This window comes from Burkholderia sp. YIM B11467, from assembly GCF_052952715.1.
Map to the genome: position 1 here is coordinate 201,638 of NZ_JBQVSQ010000005.1, position 18,924 is coordinate 220,561.

17 protein-coding genes and 1 riboswitch are annotated in these 18,924 nt (G+C 68.2%); of the genes, 8 read left to right on the forward strand and 9 right to left on the reverse strand.

The annotated features are described in order from the left end of the window. The first annotated feature begins 110 nt into the window (after positions 1–110). Positions 111–302, forward strand: a riboswitch (cobalamin riboswitch). 68 nt (positions 303–370) lie between these two features. The 4 genes from cobG to cobJ are packed head-to-tail and all read left to right on the forward strand — an operon-like array spanning position 371 to position 4,827. Beyond that, the gene (cobG, locus tag ACTRWB_RS19155; protein ID WP_446902897.1) at positions 371–1,759 is read left to right on the forward strand and encodes a precorrin-3B synthase; all 1,389 of its coding nucleotides are present in this window, start codon (positions 371–373) and stop codon (positions 1,757–1,759) included. Next, a complete protein-coding gene (locus ACTRWB_RS19160; protein WP_048243678.1) occupies positions 1,752–2,378 on the forward strand; it encodes a precorrin-8X methylmutase in 627 nt (208 codons plus the stop codon). The genes cobG and ACTRWB_RS19160 overlap by 8 nt, the downstream gene beginning before the upstream one ends. Then, positions 2,375–3,109, forward strand: a complete 735-nt coding sequence (locus tag ACTRWB_RS19165; protein WP_446902898.1) for a precorrin-2 C(20)-methyltransferase — start codon at positions 2,375–2,377, stop codon at positions 3,107–3,109. Before ACTRWB_RS19160 ends, ACTRWB_RS19165 begins: the two co-directional genes overlap by 4 nt. Then, the gene (gene cobJ / locus ACTRWB_RS19170; protein ID WP_446902899.1) at positions 3,106–4,827 is read left to right on the forward strand and encodes a precorrin-3B C(17)-methyltransferase; all 1,722 of its coding nucleotides are present in this window, start codon (positions 3,106–3,108) and stop codon (positions 4,825–4,827) included. Before ACTRWB_RS19165 ends, cobJ begins: the two co-directional genes overlap by 4 nt. A gap of 6 nt (positions 4,828–4,833) precedes the next feature. Here the strand turns inward: cobJ and ACTRWB_RS19175 are convergent, their stop codons facing one another. Next, positions 4,834–6,036, reverse strand: a complete 1,203-nt coding sequence (locus tag ACTRWB_RS19175) for an MFS transporter (protein ID WP_446902900.1) — start codon at positions 6,034–6,036, stop codon at positions 4,834–4,836. Positions 6,037–6,130: 94 nt separating this feature from the next. On the opposite strand from ACTRWB_RS19175, the gene ACTRWB_RS19180 reads away from it, so the two are divergent. After that, positions 6,131–7,033, forward strand: a complete 903-nt coding sequence (locus ACTRWB_RS19180; RefSeq protein ID WP_446902901.1) for a LysR substrate-binding domain-containing protein — start codon at positions 6,131–6,133, stop codon at positions 7,031–7,033. A 194-nt stretch (positions 7,034–7,227) separates the two neighbouring features. Here the strand turns inward: ACTRWB_RS19180 and ACTRWB_RS19185 are convergent, their stop codons facing one another. Together ACTRWB_RS19185 and ACTRWB_RS19190 are read right to left on the reverse strand one after the other, a co-directional pair. After that, a complete protein-coding gene (locus ACTRWB_RS19185; protein ID WP_446902902.1) occupies positions 7,228–9,483 on the reverse strand; it encodes an Ig domain-containing protein in 2,256 nt (751 codons plus the stop codon). Positions 9,484–9,974: 491 nt separating this feature from the next. After that, positions 9,975–10,298 (reverse strand): H-type lectin domain-containing protein, encoded by a 324-nt coding sequence (locus ACTRWB_RS19190; RefSeq protein ID WP_164992013.1) that lies wholly within the window; start codon positions 10,296–10,298, stop codon positions 9,975–9,977. Positions 10,299–10,688: 390 nt separating this feature from the next. Between ACTRWB_RS19190 and ACTRWB_RS19195 the strand changes: the two genes are divergently transcribed. Further along, positions 10,689–12,044, forward strand: a complete 1,356-nt coding sequence (locus ACTRWB_RS19195) for a chitinase (RefSeq protein ID WP_446902903.1) — start codon at positions 10,689–10,691, stop codon at positions 12,042–12,044. Between the two features lie 83 nt (positions 12,045–12,127). Here the strand turns inward: ACTRWB_RS19195 and ACTRWB_RS19200 are convergent, their stop codons facing one another. The 4 genes from ACTRWB_RS19200 to ACTRWB_RS19215 all read right to left on the reverse strand — a co-directional run bounded on the left by ACTRWB_RS19200 (position 12,128) and on the right by ACTRWB_RS19215 (position 16,705). Further along, positions 12,128–12,871 carry an IclR family transcriptional regulator gene (locus tag ACTRWB_RS19200; protein WP_111017087.1) on the reverse strand — a complete coding sequence of 248 codons (744 nt, stop codon included), beginning with the start codon at positions 12,869–12,871 and terminating at the stop codon, positions 12,128–12,130. A 52-nt stretch (positions 12,872–12,923) separates the two neighbouring features. Next, positions 12,924–14,090, reverse strand: a complete 1,167-nt coding sequence (locus tag ACTRWB_RS19205; protein WP_343491365.1) for an acyl-CoA dehydrogenase family protein — start codon at positions 14,088–14,090, stop codon at positions 12,924–12,926. Positions 14,091–14,127: 37 nt separating this feature from the next. Then, positions 14,128–15,429: a CitMHS family transporter gene (locus ACTRWB_RS19210; RefSeq protein ID WP_096470911.1), complete on the reverse strand. Its 1,302-nt coding sequence runs from the start codon at positions 15,427–15,429 to the stop codon at positions 14,128–14,130. Positions 15,430–15,544: 115 nt separating this feature from the next. Further along, positions 15,545–16,705: a CaiB/BaiF CoA transferase family protein gene (locus ACTRWB_RS19215; RefSeq protein WP_193098349.1), complete on the reverse strand. Its 1,161-nt coding sequence runs from the start codon at positions 16,703–16,705 to the stop codon at positions 15,545–15,547. A gap of 276 nt (positions 16,706–16,981) precedes the next feature. On the opposite strand from ACTRWB_RS19215, the gene ACTRWB_RS19220 reads away from it, so the two are divergent. Both ACTRWB_RS19220 and ACTRWB_RS19225 read left to right on the forward strand, forming a co-directional pair. Further along, a complete protein-coding gene (locus ACTRWB_RS19220) occupies positions 16,982–17,236 on the forward strand; it encodes a hypothetical protein (RefSeq protein ID WP_446902904.1) in 255 nt (84 codons plus the stop codon). A gap of 150 nt (positions 17,237–17,386) precedes the next feature. Next, positions 17,387–17,809 (forward strand): NUDIX hydrolase, encoded by a 423-nt coding sequence (locus tag ACTRWB_RS19225; RefSeq protein ID WP_193098347.1) that lies wholly within the window; start codon positions 17,387–17,389, stop codon positions 17,807–17,809. 21 nt (positions 17,810–17,830) lie between these two features. Here the strand turns inward: ACTRWB_RS19225 and ACTRWB_RS19230 are convergent, their stop codons facing one another. Continuing rightward, entirely contained in the window at positions 17,831–18,157 is a 327-nt protein-coding gene (locus ACTRWB_RS19230) for a low molecular weight protein tyrosine phosphatase family protein (protein ID WP_446902905.1), read from the reverse strand. A gap of 25 nt (positions 18,158–18,182) precedes the next feature. Beyond that, on the reverse strand, positions 18,183–18,755 hold the full coding sequence (locus tag ACTRWB_RS19235; RefSeq protein ID WP_129514552.1) for a DUF1993 domain-containing protein: 573 nt from the start codon (positions 18,753–18,755) through the stop codon (positions 18,183–18,185). Positions 18,756–18,924 lie beyond the last annotated feature (169 nt).

Here is an 18,924-nt window from a genome sequence, read left to right on the forward strand (position 1 = left end):
CGTGTTCCATCGCCCGTTTCATCTGCCGGCCCGCTAGCACCCGGCCATCTTCCACTTCGCCCGTCGCGAACGGCTTGCCGGTCGCGAACCGCGGTCGAAATCGGGTATCCTACGGCCGTTCGTTCGCCGGTGCCCTTCGGGGCCGAAGAGGGAACACAGGGCGCACCGCGCGCCGCTGTGGCTGCCCCCGCAACTGTAGACAGCGAGCCGATCTCCCCCCTCATGCCACTGGTTCGACCGGGAAGGCCGGGAGCCGGTGCCGACCTGTCAGCCAGGAGACCTGCCGGCCAGAAAGTGCGTGCGTGCCAGTCGGCGTCGGGCGGGGTGTACCGATGCGTTGGCCGCGGCGCGACACTGTCCCGGTACCCCGTTGAGTTCCGCCCCCGATTCGATTCCTGCGTCCCCCGTCGTGCGCCCGTCGGCCTGCCCGGGGCTCGTGCGCGTGGTCGCGGCCGCCGATGGCGGGCTGTGCCGGATCAAGCTGCCGGGCGGCCGGCTCGACGCGCATCAGGCACGTGCGATTGCCGCCGCCGCGCGCACCTGCGGCTCCGGCGCGATCGACGCGACCAATCGCGCGAATCTCCAGTTGCGCGGCATCCGCGACAATGCGGCCGACGCACTGACGCGCGCGTTGCTCGACGCGGGTCTCGGCCCACGCATCGACGCCAGCGCCGATGCGGCCGCGCTTGCCGCGAGCGACGATGCTCGCAACCTGATGCTCAGCCCGCTTGCCGGGCACGATCCCGCCGCACTCGTCGACAGCCGTTCGCTCTCGATGCCGCTGCTCGACATGCTGGCGCGCGAACCGCGTCGCGGCGAGCTGTCGCCGAAATTCTCGATTCAGCTCGACGGCGGCGAATCGGTCGCGGCGCTCGATCATCCGCATGACATCTGGCTGGCCGCGTGGCGTCGCGACGACGGCGCGGTACGCATCGCGGCCGGGCTGGCCGGCTGCCCGCCCGTCGCGCATGGCGACCGGCCGGCTTTGGTCGACGTGTCGCCCGATCAGAGTGTCGCGCTGGTCCGTGCCTTGCTGCTCGCGTTCCTCGATCTCGCGCCGGCCGACGTTACGCGGATGCGCGCCCTCCTCGCGACGTGCGGCGAACGCGCACTGCTCGAACGCGCCCAGCACTACCTGCCGTTCCCGCTCGCGGCCGATCCCGCGCTGGCGGACAGGCGGCGCATGCGCGCCGACCCGGCACTGCGTTTCGGCACGCGCCCGTCGCACGACGCGACGCGCTGCAGCGTCGGCGCGCAGTTCGTGCTCGGCCGGCTCGACGCGACGCAACTGGAACGGCTCGCCGCGCTGGCCGACACCGACGGCGACGGCACGCTGTCGATGACGCCGTGGCAAGGCGTGTTCATGCACGGGGTGTCGCGCGAACGTGCGCCGGCCACGCTCGCCACGCTCGCGTCGCTCGGCCTCGTCTGCGCGCCGTCGGACCCGCTTGCGACGCTGGTCGCATGCACCGGCAGCGCGGGCTGCGCGAAAGCGCATGCGGACACGAAACACGACGCGCTCGCGCTCGCCGCCCGTATCGGCCATCCGGTCGACGTACACCTGAGCGGCTGCGAGCGCCACTGCGCGCTGCCGCATCCCGCGATGCACACGCTCGTTGCGGTGGCGCCCGCGCACTACGACCTTTACCGGCGCGACGCCGCCGCGGGCCTCGGCGCCCCGCTCGCGCGCCATCTGACGATTGACCAGGCCGCGGCCCGACTGACGGGCGCGGCACAGCCAGGACACACCGATGCTTGACTACATTCGCGACGGGCAGGAAATCTACCGCCAGTCGTTCGCGACGATCCGTGCCGAAGCCGACCTGTCGCAGGTCCCGCCCGATCTCGAGAAACTGGCGGTGCGCGTGATTCACGCGAGCGGGATGGTCGACGTCGTCTACGACCTGCGCTTCTCGGCCGGTGCCGGCACGGCTGGCCGCGCGGCACTCGCGGCGGGCGCGCCGATCCTGTGCGATGCGAAGATGGTCGCCGAAGGCATCACGCGCGCGCGGCTGCCTGCGGCCAACCGAGTGATCTGCACGCTCGGCGAGCCGGAGGTGCCCGATCTCGCGCGGCATCTCGGCAACACGCGCTCGGCCGCGGCGCTCGAACTGTGGCGCCCGCATCTGGCAGGCAGCGTCGTCGTGATCGGCAATGCGCCGACTGCGTTGTTCCATCTGCTCGACATGATCGACGCCGGCGCGCCGCGCCCCGCGCTGATCCTCGGGTTTCCGGTCGGTTTCATCGGCGCGGCCGAATCGAAGGCGATGCTCGACGCCGACAGCCGCGGCGTGCCGTACGTCGCGCTGCTCGGCCGGCGCGGCGGCAGCGCGATGGCCGCCGCCGCGGTCAACGCGCTCGCGACGGAGGTCGAATGACGGCCGCACGCGGACGACTGTTCGGGGTCGGCGTCGGCCCCGGCGACCCTGAACTGATGACGATCAAGGCGCTGCGCGTGCTGCGGGCCGCGCCCGTGGTCGCGTATTTCGTCGCGAAGGGCAAGAAAGGCAATGCCTATGGCATCGTCGAAGCGCACCTGCTCGACGCGCAGACGCAATTGCCGCTCGTCTATCCGGTGACGACCGAGGCACTGCCGCCGCCGCTTTGCTACGAGACGGTCATCGCCGACTTCTACGATACGGCCGCCGAGATCGTCGCCGCGCACCTCGACGCGGGCCGCGACGTCGCGGTGATCTGCGAGGGCGACCCGTTCTTCTACGGCTCGTACATGTACCTGCACGACCGCCTCGCGCCGCGCTACGACACCGAGGTCATCCCGGGCGTGTGCGCGATGCTCGGTGGCACGGCCGTGCTCAGCCAGCCGCTCGTCTATCGCAACCAGAGCCTGTCGGTGCTGTCGGGCGTACTGCCCGAGCACGAACTGCGCGCGCGGCTTGCGCAGGCCGACGCGGCCGTCGTGATGAAGCTCGGCCGGAATTTCGACAAGGTGCGGCGCGTGCTCGACGAACTGGGGCTCGCGAAGCGCGCGCTGTATGTCGAGCGCGCGACGATGGCGAGCCAGCGCATCGTGCCGCTCGACGAAGTCGACCCGATGGCGTCGCCGTATTTCTCGCTGCTCGTCGTGCCGGGGGAAAAATGGCAAGGATGACGACTCCGCCCGCGATCGTGATTCTCGGCGCGGGCGCACTCGACACCGCGCGGCGTATCCAGGCGCGTTATCCGGGTGCGCGCATCCACGGGCTCGCGTCGCGCGTCGATGCCGACGTGCCGTTCGACGAACTCGGCGCGCACCTGCGCGAACTCTATGCGCGCGGCCTGCCGGTCGTCGCGCTGTGCGCGGCCGGCATCGTGATCCGTTGCATCGCGCCCGCGCTCGCCGACAAGGGCGTCGAGCCGCCCGTGCTCGCGGTCGCGGAAGACGGGTCGGCCGTCGTGCCGCTGCTCGGCGGGTTGACGGGCGTGAACGCGATCGCGCGCGAACTGGCCGAATGGCTCGGCGTCGCGCCGGCGATCACGACGAGCGGCGAACTGCGCTTCGGCGCATGCGTGCTCAACCCGCCCGAAGGATATGCACTCGCCGATCTCTCGCAGGGCAAGCGCTTCGTGTCCGACCTGCTTGCGGGCGCATCGACGCGCATCGATGGCGCGGCGCCGTGGCTCGACGACGTAGCGTTGCCGCGCGACGACGCGGCCGCGCATGCGATCCGCGTGACACCCGATGCGTGGCGCGGCACGCGCGACGAGCTCGTGATCCATCCGCGCAGCGTGGTGGTCGGCGTCGCTGCACATGCCGTGCACGCTCACGAAACGCTCGCCGCACGCATCGAAGCGGCGCTCGACGCACAAGGCCTCGCGCGGCTGGCGCTCGCGGCCATCGTCGCGCCGGCATCGGCGATCGGCGACGCCGCGCTGGAGGAAGCCGCGCAAACGCTCGACGTGCCACTGCGTTTCGTCGATATCGATGACGATGTCGACCGCGACGCGCAAGCCGATGCGGCGACGCTGCTCGGTCGTGCATTGCGCGTCACGCACACGCTGCGCGCAACATCGGAAGGCCTCGCATGCGCGGTCGCGTCGCAGCCGGTCGATCCCACCACGCTCGGCCGCGCGCGCGGCCGCCTGACGGTGCTCGGCCTCGGCCCGGGCGGCGCTGCGTGGCTCACGCCGGCCGCGCGTGCCGCGCTCGACCAGGCGACCGACATCCTCGGCTACACGACCTACGTGACCATGGCCGGCCCGTTTCGCGACGACCAGCGCGTGCACGGCACCGACAATCGCGAGGAGATGCAGCGCGCGCGCCATGCGTTCGAGCTCGCGGCCGAAGGCCGGCGCGTCGTGGTCGTGTCGTCGGGCGACCCCGGCGTGTTCGCGATGGCCGCGGCCGTGCTCGAAGCGCTCGACGAAGCGCGCGACCCGCAATGGGCCGCGGTCGACCTGCGCGTGGAGCCCGGCGTATCGGCTTCGCTCGCGACGGCCGCGCAGGCCGGCGCGCCGCTCGGCCATGATTTCTGCGCGATCTCGCTGTCGGACAACCTGAAGCCGTGGGACGTGATCGAGACACGTCTGCGGCATGCGGCGCAAGCCGACCTCGTGATGGCGTTCTACAACCCGATCTCGCGTGCGCGGCCGTGGCAGCTCGATCGTGCGCTCGACGTCGTGCGCGCGCACCGCGCGGCCGATACGGTGGTCGTGCTCGGGCGCGACATCGGCCGGCCGGGCGCGACGCTCGCGACGACGACGCTCGGCGCGCTGCGCAGCGATCAGGTCGACATGCGCACGATGGTGATCGTCGGTTCGTCGACCACCCGGCGTTTCGCGATCGGCGACGGGCGCGAGTGGGTCTATACGCCGCGCTGGTATCGCTGAACCGGGCTAGCGCGTGAACCCGGCGCCGCGCGCGTCGGCATGCGCCGTGCCGGCCGCGCTGCCGGTTCGCCAGAAGCGGTACACGAGCACGCCGACGATGGCCTGCGCCACGACCACGAACGCGACGCAGCCGGCCCATCCCCAGCGATGCCACGCAGGCACCGGCAGGATCGAGCCAAGACTGCCGCCGAAGTAATAACAGGACAGGTAGATCCCGATCGCCGTCGAGCGCGCCGACGCTGCCGCCTGTGAGATGAACGTGTTGGCCGACGCCTGTTCGACGAACACGGCGGTCGAGCTGAGCGCGAGGCCGGCCAGGATCACCGGCACGCTGTCGGACAGCGTCAACAGCGCCCCGCCGATCGCGAGCGCGGCCGCGGCGAGCCCCGGCGCGCGCGGGCCGCGATGCCGCGCGAGGCGCCCCGCGAGCGGCGTCACCACCACCGCCACCAGAAACACCGCATAGATCGCGCCGATCTCGACCGTGCCGAAGTCGAACGGCGCACGGGCAAGCCGCAGGCCGACGAACGTGAACGTCGCGACCTGCGACGCGAGCACGCACGCGCCGATCGCGAACGACGCGATCAGCGGGCCGCGCGTGACGACTCGCCATGACGGCCTCGTATCCGCATCGTGGCCGGAACGCGGCGCGATCGCGCGGGATGCCGGCAGGCTCGCATAGATCGCCACGCCGGTGACGAGACACAGCGCGGCGACGACGTCGAGCGCGTGCCGCCAGCCCCACATCGACGTCAGCAGGTTGGTCACGAAGCGGCCCGCGAAACCGCCGAGCGTCGTGCCGGCGACGAACAGCGCGCTAATTTCAGCCGACGTGCCGCGATCGAAACGTTCGCCGATAGTCGCGATCGACAGCGCAAAGACGAACGGCATGATCAGGCCGGCGGCAAAGCGCGCGCCGAGAAACGACGTGAAACTCGCCGCATGCGCGGACCACACGACCGGCAGCGCGACGGCCACCGCCGCGCACGCGATCGCGACGCGCCGTTCGATGCGTGCGGCCAGCACGCCGACGAACGGCGCGATAATGGCGACGGCCGTCGTGGTCGCGCTCACGCCCTGCCCCGCGCGCTCCGCGCTGACGCCGAAGGTCGCCGCGAGTTCGTGCAGGATGCCCTGCGTCGAATAGAGATTGAGAAACGCGGCGAAGCCGCAAAGAAAGAACGCGATGCGCGTGGTCCGGTCGTTCATCGGAGAGGCCTGGTCGTCGATGCCGACAGTCTGACGAGCGCGCCGCATGCACGCCAATACCGTTTTCACCGCCATTGATACCGGAACGACAACAATGCTCGACCTGCGCCGCCTCCGTTATTTCGTGGTCGTCGCCGACGAACTGCACTTCGGCCGCGCGGCATTGCGCCTGCGCATCGCGCAGCCGCCGCTGACGCGCCATATCGCCGCGCTGGAAAGCGAGCTCGGCGTTCGGCTGTTCGAGCGTTCGACGCGCGCGGTGCGGCTGACGCCGGAAGGCGCGCTGTTCCTCGAGCATGCGCGCCACGTCGTCAGCGCGGCCGCCGAGGCCGAAGCGAGCGCGCGCAAGATGGCGCAAGGCATCGCCGGGCGCCTCGTGATCGGTTATGCAAGTTCGATCCCGATGTCCGACACGTTCCCGGATGTCATCCGCGTCGCGAGCCGCACGATGCCCGACGTCGAGCTCGCGTTCCGCGAAGCGGCGACCGCCAGCCAGCGCCAGCAGATCGCGGACGGCACGATGGACATCGGCTTTGGCTGGGCGTGGGACGGCGCGCCCGGTGTGCCGGTTGCGTCGCTCGCCGTGTCGCGCGAACCGCTCGTCGCGGCCGTGCCGGCCGGGAATCCACTCGCGGGCCGCGCGAGCGTCGACGTCGCGGCGCTTGCAAACGAAACCTTCGTGACCTTTCCGCCCGGTTACGGTTCGGCGTTGACCGCGGCGCTGGACGACCTGTGCGCGCAGGCCGGATTCACGCCGCGCATCGGCGCGACCGCTGCGCAGATCACGACGCTCGTGTCGCTGGTGGCCGCCGAACGCGGCATCGCGATCGTGCCGGGCTTCACGGCGACGCTGCAGCGTCCGGGCGTCGTGTACGTGCCGCTCGCCGGCACGCGTGCGGTCGAGCAGATCGTGTCGTGGAGCGAGCCGTTTTCATCGGCGTGCGTCGAACGCTTCGTCGCGCTCGCGCGCTCGCTTGTGCAACCCGTATCGGCATGATGCGGGTCAAACGACCCGGATCGCTCTTCCCCCGTGGTTCCGGTGTCCTGGCCGCGCAACCCCCTCTTCCACACCGATCACGTTCGCCAAAACGGGGGATCGCCCTCACCGAATGCCGCAGGTATCGCCGGATTGACGCGCGTCCCGAATGCCGGCGCAGTCGCCCGCGAATTCGATCAGGGCTGCTCGATACTTCAGTTCACCACGATGGTGTAAACCGCACGCGCGTCAGCCAGTCCCCCGTCGTTCGTGGCCGTGACGCCAAACGTGTAACTCCCGGTCCTCCCGGGCGTACCAACGATCCCGCCAGTATCCTGATTGAACTGGAGGCCTGGGGGCAATCCCCCGCTGGTCACCGTGAAACGGACGGTCGCAGGCGTATTCGACGTGATTTTCGCTGCGTAGAGCGTGCCTCGAGCGGCGGCTGGCAAGACTGCGGGGCCCAGTTGCGGTGTCGGCACCGATACGGTCTGCGGATTGCCGATCGGGATGCCTCCGGAACTTACCGGCCGCAACGACCAACTTTGGCCGGGGGTAATGGTCTCCAGGGTCCAGCAGGTAGTCTGGTCGCGAAGCGCGGCCCTTTGCTTTTCGGTGAACGCGCCGAGATTCCTGGCTATTTCCCACTGCTTGATCTTGTCGAGAATCTTCGGCGCCGAGGGCAAGGTTGCCACCCAGCCCCGGAAGCCTATGCCGGCGTTGAGCGCCGCGCCGCGTGCGAGCCTGGTTTCGATCTGGGTCAACGAGAGGTCTGTGATATCGAACCATCCAAGCATGCCCGGCAGGTAGTTGGCCTGGTAGAAGACGTTGTTGCGGTACAGCTGATCCATATCCGGGTTGGTCCAGTTCGCCCGGGTCAGCATATCCCACGCATTCGAGGTCATCCGGCTTGTCTCGCTGATGTATCCATCGTGCCCGGTCTGGGCAGCGTAGGTGCCGTTTATCAACCGGGCAATGCCGAAGCTGCCCCAGCCGGTATCACTGGCGGATTCCACCCCGTCGAAGGAGTGGTACCGGATGCCGACGTTGTTCCTGATGGTCCCCAGCCGGGTGGCGATCTCGTCGATGATGCCGAGGCCGCCGATGGCCCCGTTATACGAATTCACGATCACACTCGCAACGGGCGTGCCGCGCGCGGCCGGGGCGAGGATGGAGTCCCACTGGCCTCGGGTCAGCCCACTGACTTTCCATTCACTGCCGCTCCTTTGGGCATCTTTGTACGAGATGAACTCGTCGCCGATACGTAGCATCTTCACTTTGATCCCGTCCGGCATCGGCACGAATCCACTCAAGTAGAGCATCGCGTTCGTCATGTTCAACGACCGGGACAAGGTGGCTTGGCTGCCCAAGGCCAAACGAGGGTCCGCGGGCGGTGAAACGTAGCGATCGATGGAGGTGGGCGGGCCGACGCTGATGAAGTCCGACATGGTATGAACGCCGACGCGGACACCGTGCTCCTTGGCAGTTTCCACCAGCTTTTCAGCCCCGTTGTCGCTGCCGCCGAAGGTGGAGTCGAACTGATAATGCCCGGTGGATTTCCAGGGGCCGCGATAGTTCTCTGGCGAGTAGATGTAGTTGATTCCCGCGCTGTGGGCGAGGCGGGCAGCCTTGTCGACATTGCCGGTGTCGAGATCGTTCACCACGAAAGACGACTGGCCGCTGGCCTGCGCCACTTTCTGCCACTGGCCATTCTGGGTCGGATACGGGAGGTTTTCACCCGAAGCAATGAACGACAACAGGGTCGTCACGAGCTCCGGTGCGCTGCCGTATAGCGCAATCTTCGATCCGATTACCGAGCCTGCGCGGTCGAGTGGGCCGAGCGGGATCGGATAGCCATCGGGGTTGAGCCGATCGCGCCGGCGCGTGTAGTCGTACGTAAAGGCTCGCAGCACGGCCCCCCATGACGTCTTTGCCGCCACGCTCCACGGTTCCATCGACGCCACGTACAGATTGTACGGATTGGAGATAATGTCGTTTCCCCAGCCGTATTGCGGATATTCCTTGGGCCACGCGCCTTCGGTGCGGTCGTTGAGCGGCTTGAGGCCGATGGCGAATTCGTTGTCTCGTACCACGCCCGCGGCTTCGCCGACGGTCTGGTTGATCGCGACAGGCAATGGCCCCCACAGCAGCGCCTGAACGTCGTAATCGCGGTCGGTCTTCACGCGGGTGACTTCAAAGGTGGCATAGCCGGTCTTCTGCAGGACGCGGACATCGACCTCGAATGCGATGCCGGTGTCATTCGCGAAGGACAGCGTGTTGTCAGCGGCGGACCACCGGACGCTGGCGGGCAACACCAGTATTCCGTTGATCACGAGTCTGACGAGCAGGACGAACTTCCCGGGCGAGATGTAGTTGCGGCCGCTGCGGGAATCGATGAGTTCGACGATGGCGCCGGTGGAGTCCAGGCCGAGCGTCAAGTAGCCAGCCGGAATGTGTAGAGTGCTTGTCATTTTTCGACCTTCCTGACGAGAATGGGGGGCGCGAGCGGCGCAGATGCACCAGTGCACCCTTCCCTCGCGTGCCGTGAGTCAATATTCAGAACACCGAATCGATGCTCGTGACGTACATGCAGCGGTGGTCGGCGGATACCCCGGACATTGGACATGGCCGATCTGGCCGACGGATTCGAGCGCTCCCACCTGCCGTCGACGGCGGCCATCTTTCATCGAAAGGCGACCGTACCGGCTTTCGAAGCGCGATCCTTTACGGCATCGGGATCGCGGGATCTGCGTCGTCCGACAACGCACCATGACCGCCTCAACAGCCCTCGCCGACGCAAGCAACCTGCGCGGAGCATGCGGCGCAACAAGCGACGCCGATGGCGGCCAGCCGCAGTGAATGGCTGCGACTGGCCAGCCGCCGAACTGCCTGGTCAAACTTCCGGCGGTGGAGCCGGCGCAGTTAGAAAAGAGGCAGCGACCGCATTATTCCGGTTCGATTTTTATTGGCTCGGCACTTCGGCGATATACGAAACGTAGAGGTTTTGCCCCCAATCGCTGCCCGAGTAATTGGGAAACACCTTATCTTCGCGGGTGATGTTGACGTTGAATCCGGTCGTCGTGACTTGGGTCACCGTCACCGAGAACGTGTCCGGATAATTGGTTGAGTCGTTGGGGTCCTGGAGGGCCGTCACGACAACAATGGGAGCGGTCGAAAACGTGCCCGGGAACGTGATTTGCGCATTGAAAGGAGGGTTGATCCAGGAATTCTGGTCGCCGCCTGGAACGCTTCCGACTGCCTGCTTTGCTACGATTCTTTCCAGCATTTTGAGCTCCTTATGGATAAGACGACATTGCATCGTGGATGAGCTGCGCGCGAAAGCACTCCGCTCGAAGACAAAGTTATGCCGTGCGCAAGGCGAAAGCGATTACACGTGATTACACGATTGAAGCGGCTGTCAGGCCGTGCCGAGCGTGACGTTTTTATTTCGAAACCGGTGGTAAGTTTTTCTTGATCCAGGCCCAGCGCATTACAGAACAGTGTCGAATCGGCAAGATCGTTACGTATCGAGAATCAAATAACAAAAAGAACACCTAACCATTCACTATTCGGCGCGAATCCTCCAAGATGGGCACGCCGCCGGCCGGGCATGCCCGGTCGCCCGTCCGGCGGCGATACGCGGGCCAGCGTATCCCTCTTCCACTTGGAGAATCCAATGAACAACAATGTGTTGCCGCGTTTCATCCCGCGCGGGCTTGCCGCGGGTTGTCTGCTCGCAGCCGCGAGTGTGTCCCAGGGCGCCGGCGTCTATGCGCCTTTCGTCGACGTCACGCTCTATCCGACGCCGCTCGTCGACCAGATCGGCGTCCAGCAAGGCATCCAGCAGTTCACGCTCGCGTTCGTGGTCGCGGGCAACGGCTGCGCGCCGTCGTGGGGTGGCGTGCAGCCGATCGGCAACGGCGCGAGCGGGGGCCTGCTCACCGCGCTGTCGACGTCGATCGCGAGCTACCGCGCGAAAGGCGGCGAAGTCGCCGTGTCGTTCGGCGGCGCGAACGGCACGCCGCTGATGCAGGCGTGCTCGACGGTCCCCGCGCTGAAGACGGCGTACCAGACCGTGATCGACACGTACGGCCTCACGCATATCGACTTCGACATCGAGGGCGCGTCGCAGCAGGACACCGCCTCGGTCGCACGCAACTTCCAGGCCGTCGCGCAACTGCAGTCCGACTATGCGGCGAGGGGCAAGCCGCTGCACGTCACGCTGACGCTGCCGACGATGCCGACCGGGCTCACGCAGGACGGCGTGAACGTCGTCAACGCGGCGATCGCGAACAACACGTCGTTCGATGCCATCAACCTGATGACGATGGACTACGGCCCCGCGAACATCGACATGGGCGCGGCCGCGATCAGCGCCGCGCAGGCGCTGTACGCGCAGCTCGACACCGCGTTCAAGTCGGTCGGCCAGACGAAGACCAGCGCGCAGCTCTGGCAGATGGTCGGCGTCACGCCGATGATCGGCGTGAACGACGTGCAGGGCGAGACCTTCACGCTCGCGAACGCGCAAAGCGTGCTGAACGCGGCGGTCAACAACGGCTACGGATTCTTCGGCAACTGGTCGGTCGGCCGCGACCAGCCGTGCCCGAACAACGGCGCGTATGCGTCGCCGACCTGCTCGGGCGTCGCGCAGCAGCCGTACGCGTTCGCGACGATCTTCAAGGCGCTCGACGGCAAGTGGGGCGCGGGCGTCACGCAGGACCCGAACTACGGCGGCGGCTCGAACGGCGGCACGCCGCAGCCGGGCGCGCCCTGGGCGGCCGGCCAGGTCTATACGGCCGGCGCGACGGTCACCTACCAGGGCACGACGTATCAGGCGCAATGGTGGACACAGGGCGACGTGCCCGGCCAGGCCGCCGTGTGGAAGCCGGTCGGCGGCGGCTCGCCCGTGTGGTCGGCCACGACCGCCTACCAGGGCGGCACGTGCGTGATGTACCAGGGCGCGAAGTACTGCGCGAAATGGTGGACGCAGGGCGACAACCCGAGTGCGGGCGGCGTGTGGGTGAAGTCGTGATGGTGTGACGCGCAGTGGGCCGTTTCCGGCGCGGCAGGATCGCGCGCCGGCGAACGGCCCGCCGCTGGAGGTGGCGTACTGCCCTACCCGCGTGCGTGCTCGGCCAGCAGTCGCGCCTTCGCGTCGACGAGCAGCGCCGCATGCGTGTCGCGATGCTGGCGGATCCGCTCGGTCGGCCCGACGACCGACAGCCCGTACCAGTCGCCGTCGAGCGTCAGCGCGACCGCGATCGCCGACAGCTCGGGCGCGCTCTCGCCGAAGTTCTCGGCCCAGCCGAGTTCGCGAAACCGCGCGGTCTGCGCGACGAGCGCCGGCAGGTCGGCCACCGTCGCGTCGGTGAAGCGTTCGAACGGCAGCTGCACGCCGAGTGCCTGCTGCGCATCGCCGGCGAGTTCCGCGAAGATCGCCTTGCCGATCGAGTTCGCGTGCAGCGGGCGCAGTTCGCCCGGCTGGCGCGTATAGCGGATCGCCTGCTCCGATTCGACGACGTCGAGGTACGTGACCGACAGGCCCTGGATCTTGCCGAGCACGGCCGTCTCGCGGCTCGCGTCGCGCAGCGCGACGAGATGCGGATGGACGATGTCGACGACGGGATCGGTCGCGTCGATCGCGGCGGCGATCGTCTGCAATCGGCGCGTCGGGTAGTAGCCGCCACGCTTGCGCACTTCGTACAGGTAACCGCGGCTCACGAGCGTGCGCGCCATCGCGAGGCAACTCGACGCCGGCACATTGAGCAGGCGCGCGAGTTCGGTGAGCGGCAGCGGCCGCCGTTCGGCGGCGAACAGCTCGAACAGGTCGAGCGTGCGGGCAACGAGTTTGACGTCCATGACGAGCGCTTGATTCGAAACGGGAAACCGCGCGCCGGCGGGCTGCCGCGCGTCAGTACGACTTCGGCAGCCCGAGCACCTTCTCCGCGATGTAGCACAGGATCAGTTGCGGGCTCACGGGCGCGAGCCTCGGAATCATACACTCGCGCAGGTAGCGCTCGACATGGTATTCCTTCGCATAGCCCATCCCGCCGTGCGTCGCGATCGCCGTCTGGCACGCGTGGAACGCGGCTTCCGCGCCGAGGTATTTCGCCGCGTTCGCCTCCGCGCCGCACGGCTGCCCCGCGTCGTAGCGCGTCGCGGCCTTCATCACCATCAGCCACGCGGCCTCGAGCTGCATCCACGCCAGCGCGAGCGGATGCTGGATCGACTGGTTCTGCCCGATCGGCCGGCCGAACACGACGCGCTCGCACGCATACTGCGTCGCGCGGCGCAGCGCGGCCTGTCCGAGGCCGATCGCCTCGGCGGCGATCAGGATCCGTTCGGGATTCAGCCCGTGCAGCAGGTACCGGAAGCCGTCGCCTTCGTTGCCGATCAGGTCGTCGCGCGACACGCGCAGGTTGTCGATGAACAGCATGTTCGAATCGACGGCCTTGCGGCCCATCTTCTCGATCTCGCGCACCTCGACGCGCGCGCGGTCGAGGTCGGTATAGAACAGGCTCAACCCGTCGGTCGGTTTCGCGACCTGGTCGAGCGGCGTCGTGCGCGCGATGATCAGCATCTTGTTCGCGACCTGCGCGGTCGAGATCCAGATCTTGCGCCCGCTCAGCACATAGTGGTCGCCGTCGCGGCGCGCCTGCGTGGTCAGGTGCGTGGTGTCGAGGCCCGCGTCGGGTTCCGTCACCGCGAAGCACGCCTTGTCGCGCCCGGCGATCAGCGGTGGCAGGAAGCGCGCCTTCTGCGCGTCGTTGCCGAACACCTGCACCGGGTTCAGCCCGAAGATGTTCATATGGACGGCCGACGCGCCGGACAGGCCGGCGCCCGACGCGCTGATCGTGCGCATCATCAGCGCGGCCTCGGTCATCCCGAGCCCGGCACCGCCGTGGGCCGGGTCCATCGCGATGCCGAGCCAGCCGGCCTCGGCGAGCGCCGCGTGGAAATCGGCCGGAAACCCGCCCGCGCGATCGCGTTCGAGCCAGTAGTCGTCGCCGAAGCGCGCGCAGATTTTCTCGATCGCGCTTTCGATCGCGCGTTGGTCGTCGGTCAGGTCGAACTGCATGGACTGCTCTCCCGGAAAAGATGAACGGATGCGCCGCTCATAGCGGAAACACGCCCGTCGCGACCGCGGCGAAGACCATCAGCACGGTGGCGGCGAACAGGAACGGAATCGTGAATTTCTGGTGCTCGGCCAGTTCGACGCCGGTCAGGCCGACGATCAGGAACGTCGCGGGCGTGAGCGGGCTCACCGGGAAACCTGTCGTCATCTGGCCGAGCAGCGCGGCCTGCGCCATCTGGATCGGCGGCACGCCGAGCAGCTTGCCGCTCTCCGCGAGCACCGGCAGCACGCCGAAGTAGAACGAATCGGGATCGAACAGCAGGCTGAGCGGCATCGACAGCAGCCCGAGCACGAACGGCATGTGGCGCGCATGCTCGACCGGCACGTGCGCGACGACGACTTCCGCCATCGCCTTCAGCATCCCGGTGCCGGACATGATGCCGGTGAACGCGCCGGCCGCGAGCAGCACGCTGGCCATCATCAGCGCGGCCTTCGCATGCGCGTCGATCCGCTCGCGCTGGGCCTGCACGTCCGGGTAGTTGATCACCAGCGCGGCGACCGTGCCGAGCATGAACATCACCATCGGGTCGACGATGCCCGACACCAGCGTGACGAGCACGACGAGCGTCAGCGCGAGGTTGATCCGGAAGCGGCCCGGCCGGCGCAACGCGCGTTCGGCGTCGGTCAGCTCGCGCGGCGCGACCGCGAGCGACGCCGCGCCGGCGCGATCGAGCCCGAGCCGCTTCGCCTCGCGCGCGCCGAGCACGTACGCGGTGCCGAATACGAACACGAGCCCGACGATCTGCACCGGGATCATCGGCATGAAGATCGCCGAGCCGGGAATATGCAACGCCGCCGACGCGCGCAGCATCGGCCCGACCCACGGCAGGAAATTGACGCCAGCCGCCATCGACGCGACGCACGCGAGGATGCGGCGATCCATCCCGAGCCGCGTATAGAGCGGCATCATCGCGGGCAGCGTGACGAGAAACGTGACGGCGCCCGAGCCGTCGAGATGGATCAGCAGCGCGAGCAACGCCGAACCCATCACGATGCGTGGCGGATGGCAGCCGATCACGCGCAGCACGCCCGCGATGATCGGGTCGAGCATCCCCGCATCGGTGAGGATTCCGAAAAATAGAATCGCAAAAACAAACATTCCAGCGATCGGGCCGATGTTCTGTACGCCGTGCACGATGAACTTGCCGGTCGTGAGCCCGAACCCGGCCGCGAGCGACGCGGCCACCGGCACGACGATCAGCGCGACCAGCGGCGACAGCCGCTTCGTGATGATCAGGCCGAACAGCGCGACGATGGCGATCGCGCCGATCCATGCGAGCATGATGCGTCTCCTCTGCAGCCGGTGCGCGCTCTGTGCGCGGGCCGACGTGATATCCGAATGGGGGCGTCCGGCTCGCGCGTCGGGTGGCCGCGATGCCGGGATGTCGCGTTGCCGGTCAGTCCCGGCGGGGCGCGCCGTGCTCGTCGTCGGCAAACACCTGCGCCGCGTGTTCGTTCAGCGCGGGCGGCGGCCGCCGGTACGTGGCCGGCGTGCGGCCGAGCTTGATCGGCGACGCGATGCCGCGATGCCGTCCCAACTCGACCTTCATCTCCCGGTGCGCGACGTGCGGGTGGTCGAGCGCCGCATCGAGCCCGAGCACGGGCGCGCACGGCACGCCGCGACGCATCAGCTGCTCGGCAAGCGCCGCGCCGTCGTGTCCGGCCAGCGCCGTTTCGAGCAGCGCGCGCAGCGCGGCACGGTTCGCGCTGCGCGCGCGGTTGTCCGCGAACCGCGGATCGCCGGGCCAATCGCGCGTGCCGAGCACGTCGCACAGCGCCGCGAACTGCCCGTTGTTGCCGACCGCCAGGAAGATGTCGACGGTGGCCGTCGGAAAGCTGTCGTACGGCGTGATGTTCGGGTGCGCGTTGCCGGTGCGCACGGGCGCGTTGCCCGAATGGAAGAAGTTCGGCGTATGCGGATGCAGGATCGACAGCGCGCAGTCGAACAGCGTCGATTCGACGAACTGGCCGCGGCCGCTCGCGTCGCGCTCGCGCAGCGCCATCAGCACGCCGAGCGCCGCGTTCAGCCCCGTGACGAGGTCGACGATCGGCACGCCGACGCGCAGCGGCGCGCCGCCTGCTTCGCCGTTCACGCTCATCAGCCCCGCGAGCGCCTGCACGGCCGCGTCGTAGCCGGGCAGCCCGCCAAGCGGGCCGTCCGCGCCGAAGCCCGACACGCGGCAATAGACGAGGCGCGGAAACCGCGCATGCAGCGCGTCGAAACCGAGCCCCCAGCGCTCCATCGTGCCGATCTTGAAGTTCTCGACGACGGCGTCCGCATGTTCGAGCAGGCCGAGCAGCCGCTCGCGGTCGTCCGGTTTCGTCAGATCGAGCGCGATGCCGAGCTTGTTGCGGTTCACGCCGAGGAAATACGACGCGGTGTCGCCGTCGAACGGCGGGCCCCACGTGCGCGTCTCGTCGCCGGACGGCGGTTCGACCTTGATCACCTCCGCGCCGTGGTCGGCGAGGATCTGCGTCGCGTACGGGCCGCCCAGCACCCGCGACAGATCGATGATGCGCAATCCCGCCAGCGCGCCCTGCTGCTCGTGTTCCGCCATGCGTCTCGCTCCTGCTTCCGGTTGATCGGACTGCCGGTTCCGGCGGTTTGGCGCCTGCGGCGCGACCTTCCGGATTCGTTGAATAATTCTTGTGTGTGAATTTATATTCACATTCAGGAATTATGTTGTCAAGCCCGGATGCACCCGGCTGCCGCATGGAGAACGCCGCCGCGCGCAAGTGGGGACGACACCGAACCCGGGCCGGTTGCGGTGCCGCCCCGCCCTTCGTTAAGCTGACGAAATTCGTTCATCTCGAAAAAATAAGGCGGACTATTCATGAAACGGTTGCTGCTGACGGCCTTCGTGCTGGCGTCGACGCTGGGTGTCGCACACGCGCAGACCCAGACTTTCCAATTCGGCGAAGGACAGACGCAGATGTCCGGCGCGCCGCCCCGGGCCGCCGCGTCGACCGCACGGCCCGCGCCCGCGCGCCGGCACGCGCCGGCACCCCATCACCGGCGCGCCGTTCACAAGAGCCGCCATCCGCGCCACGCGAAGCCGACGCGCAACGGGATCTACACGCACGCGTGACGCGGCGTCGGTCGCGCGACGCCGTGCACGGAACTGTCACGAACGGCCGGTAAGATCGGCGCGGCTGCCTGCATGCCGTCGCGGCCCGCTGCCGGATCACGAACCGCCGACGCGCATTTTCTCCACGATTCAGCACCTGTTTTGCCGAACATGAGTACCGGGCCGGATACCCTCGCCGTCATCAAGGAACGCGCCACGATCGTGTGCCGCCAGCGCAGCAGCGTGCTGCTGGTCGCCCGCACCGCGTCGCGCTGGTCGCTGCCGGGCGGTACGATCCGGCGCGGCGAGACGCCGCTCGAGGCTGCGCAGCGGGAGCTTGCCGAGGAAACGCGGCTGGAGGGGCTCGTGCTCGACTACGCGGTGCAGTTCGGCGGGCTGACGAAGCTGCATCACGTGTTCGTGGCCGAGGTGCCGGCGCACCTGACCCCGCACGCGAGCAACGAGATCGCCCGCTGCAAGTGGTTCACCGTCGACCGGCTCGAAACGCTGCGCGCGAGCGTGCCGACGCGCAAGATCATCGAGCTGCTGCGCCTCGACTGTTTTTCGGCGATCCTGAACGGCCCGCGACGCTGACGCCGATGTCGTCCGCGCCGCTCACGCGCGCAGGAACGGGCCGGCCTTGCGTTCAAGCAGCGTGACGAGTTCGGGCTGCATGAACGCGTACCGGTCGGGGATGTCGAGGCAGACGATCTGCTTGTGCTTCAGGTGAGCGCCGAATAACGCCGACAGCCTGGCTCGGTGCGCACGCTCCATCACGAAGACGATGTCGGCCCAGTCGAGTTGCTCGGCCGACAGGCGCGTGTCCGCATCGGGTGCGAGGCCCGCGGAGTCGGTTTCGACGCCCGGCCACGCGGCGAACACCGCTTCGGCCGTCGGGCTGCGCAGCCGGTTGCGGCTGCAGATGAACAGCGCCCGCGTCATGCCGCTTCTCCGCCCGCTGGCCCGCTTAACCCTGAGGAATCGTGCCCGGTCGCACATACGCGAGCATGTGCGGCACGTAATCGGCCTTGCCGAGCTCGACGCCGTGATGGCGCAGGATCGCGTACGCGGCGATCGCGTGGAAGTAGAACTGCGGCAGCGCCCAGTCGCGCGCGTACTGCTCGCCCGTCATGTCGAACGCGATCCCGTTCGGCAGTTCGAGCGCGATTGGCAGCGCGGCGCCGCCGTCGAGCGCATCCGGCGCGAGTTCACCGAGAAACGCGAGCGTGCCGGCGAGGATGCCCTGCGCGTCGCTCAGCGAGCCGGGCTGCGCATCCGCGTTCCATCCGGCTTCGCGCAATGCCAGCAGCGCCGCCGGCAACGGTTCGCCGCGCAGCCGGTAGACCGGCTCCATCGACTGGAAGCACGAGAAGCGCACCTGTGCGGCGAGCGGATACATGTCGGCCGCCAGCTTCAGCGTCATCACCGCGTCGAGCTCGCCGCCCGCGGCCTGCCGGTGCGCGACAGCCTTGTCGAGCCACGCGGACTGCGCGCGCAGCATCTGGGTAAATGTGGGAACGAGAAGTTGGGTCGGTGACACGTGTGCGCTCCTGTGTAGTGGTTCGCGTCACGATATCAGCGTCGGCGCGAAACTGCATCCTGATCTGGGCCTCGTACGCGACCCGATGCGGATTCGGAGAACCTGTCGCGTGACGCGCGCTATGGTGTGTTTGCGCGCAGTCCCTCTCTGTCTACGCACTCCATGTCAG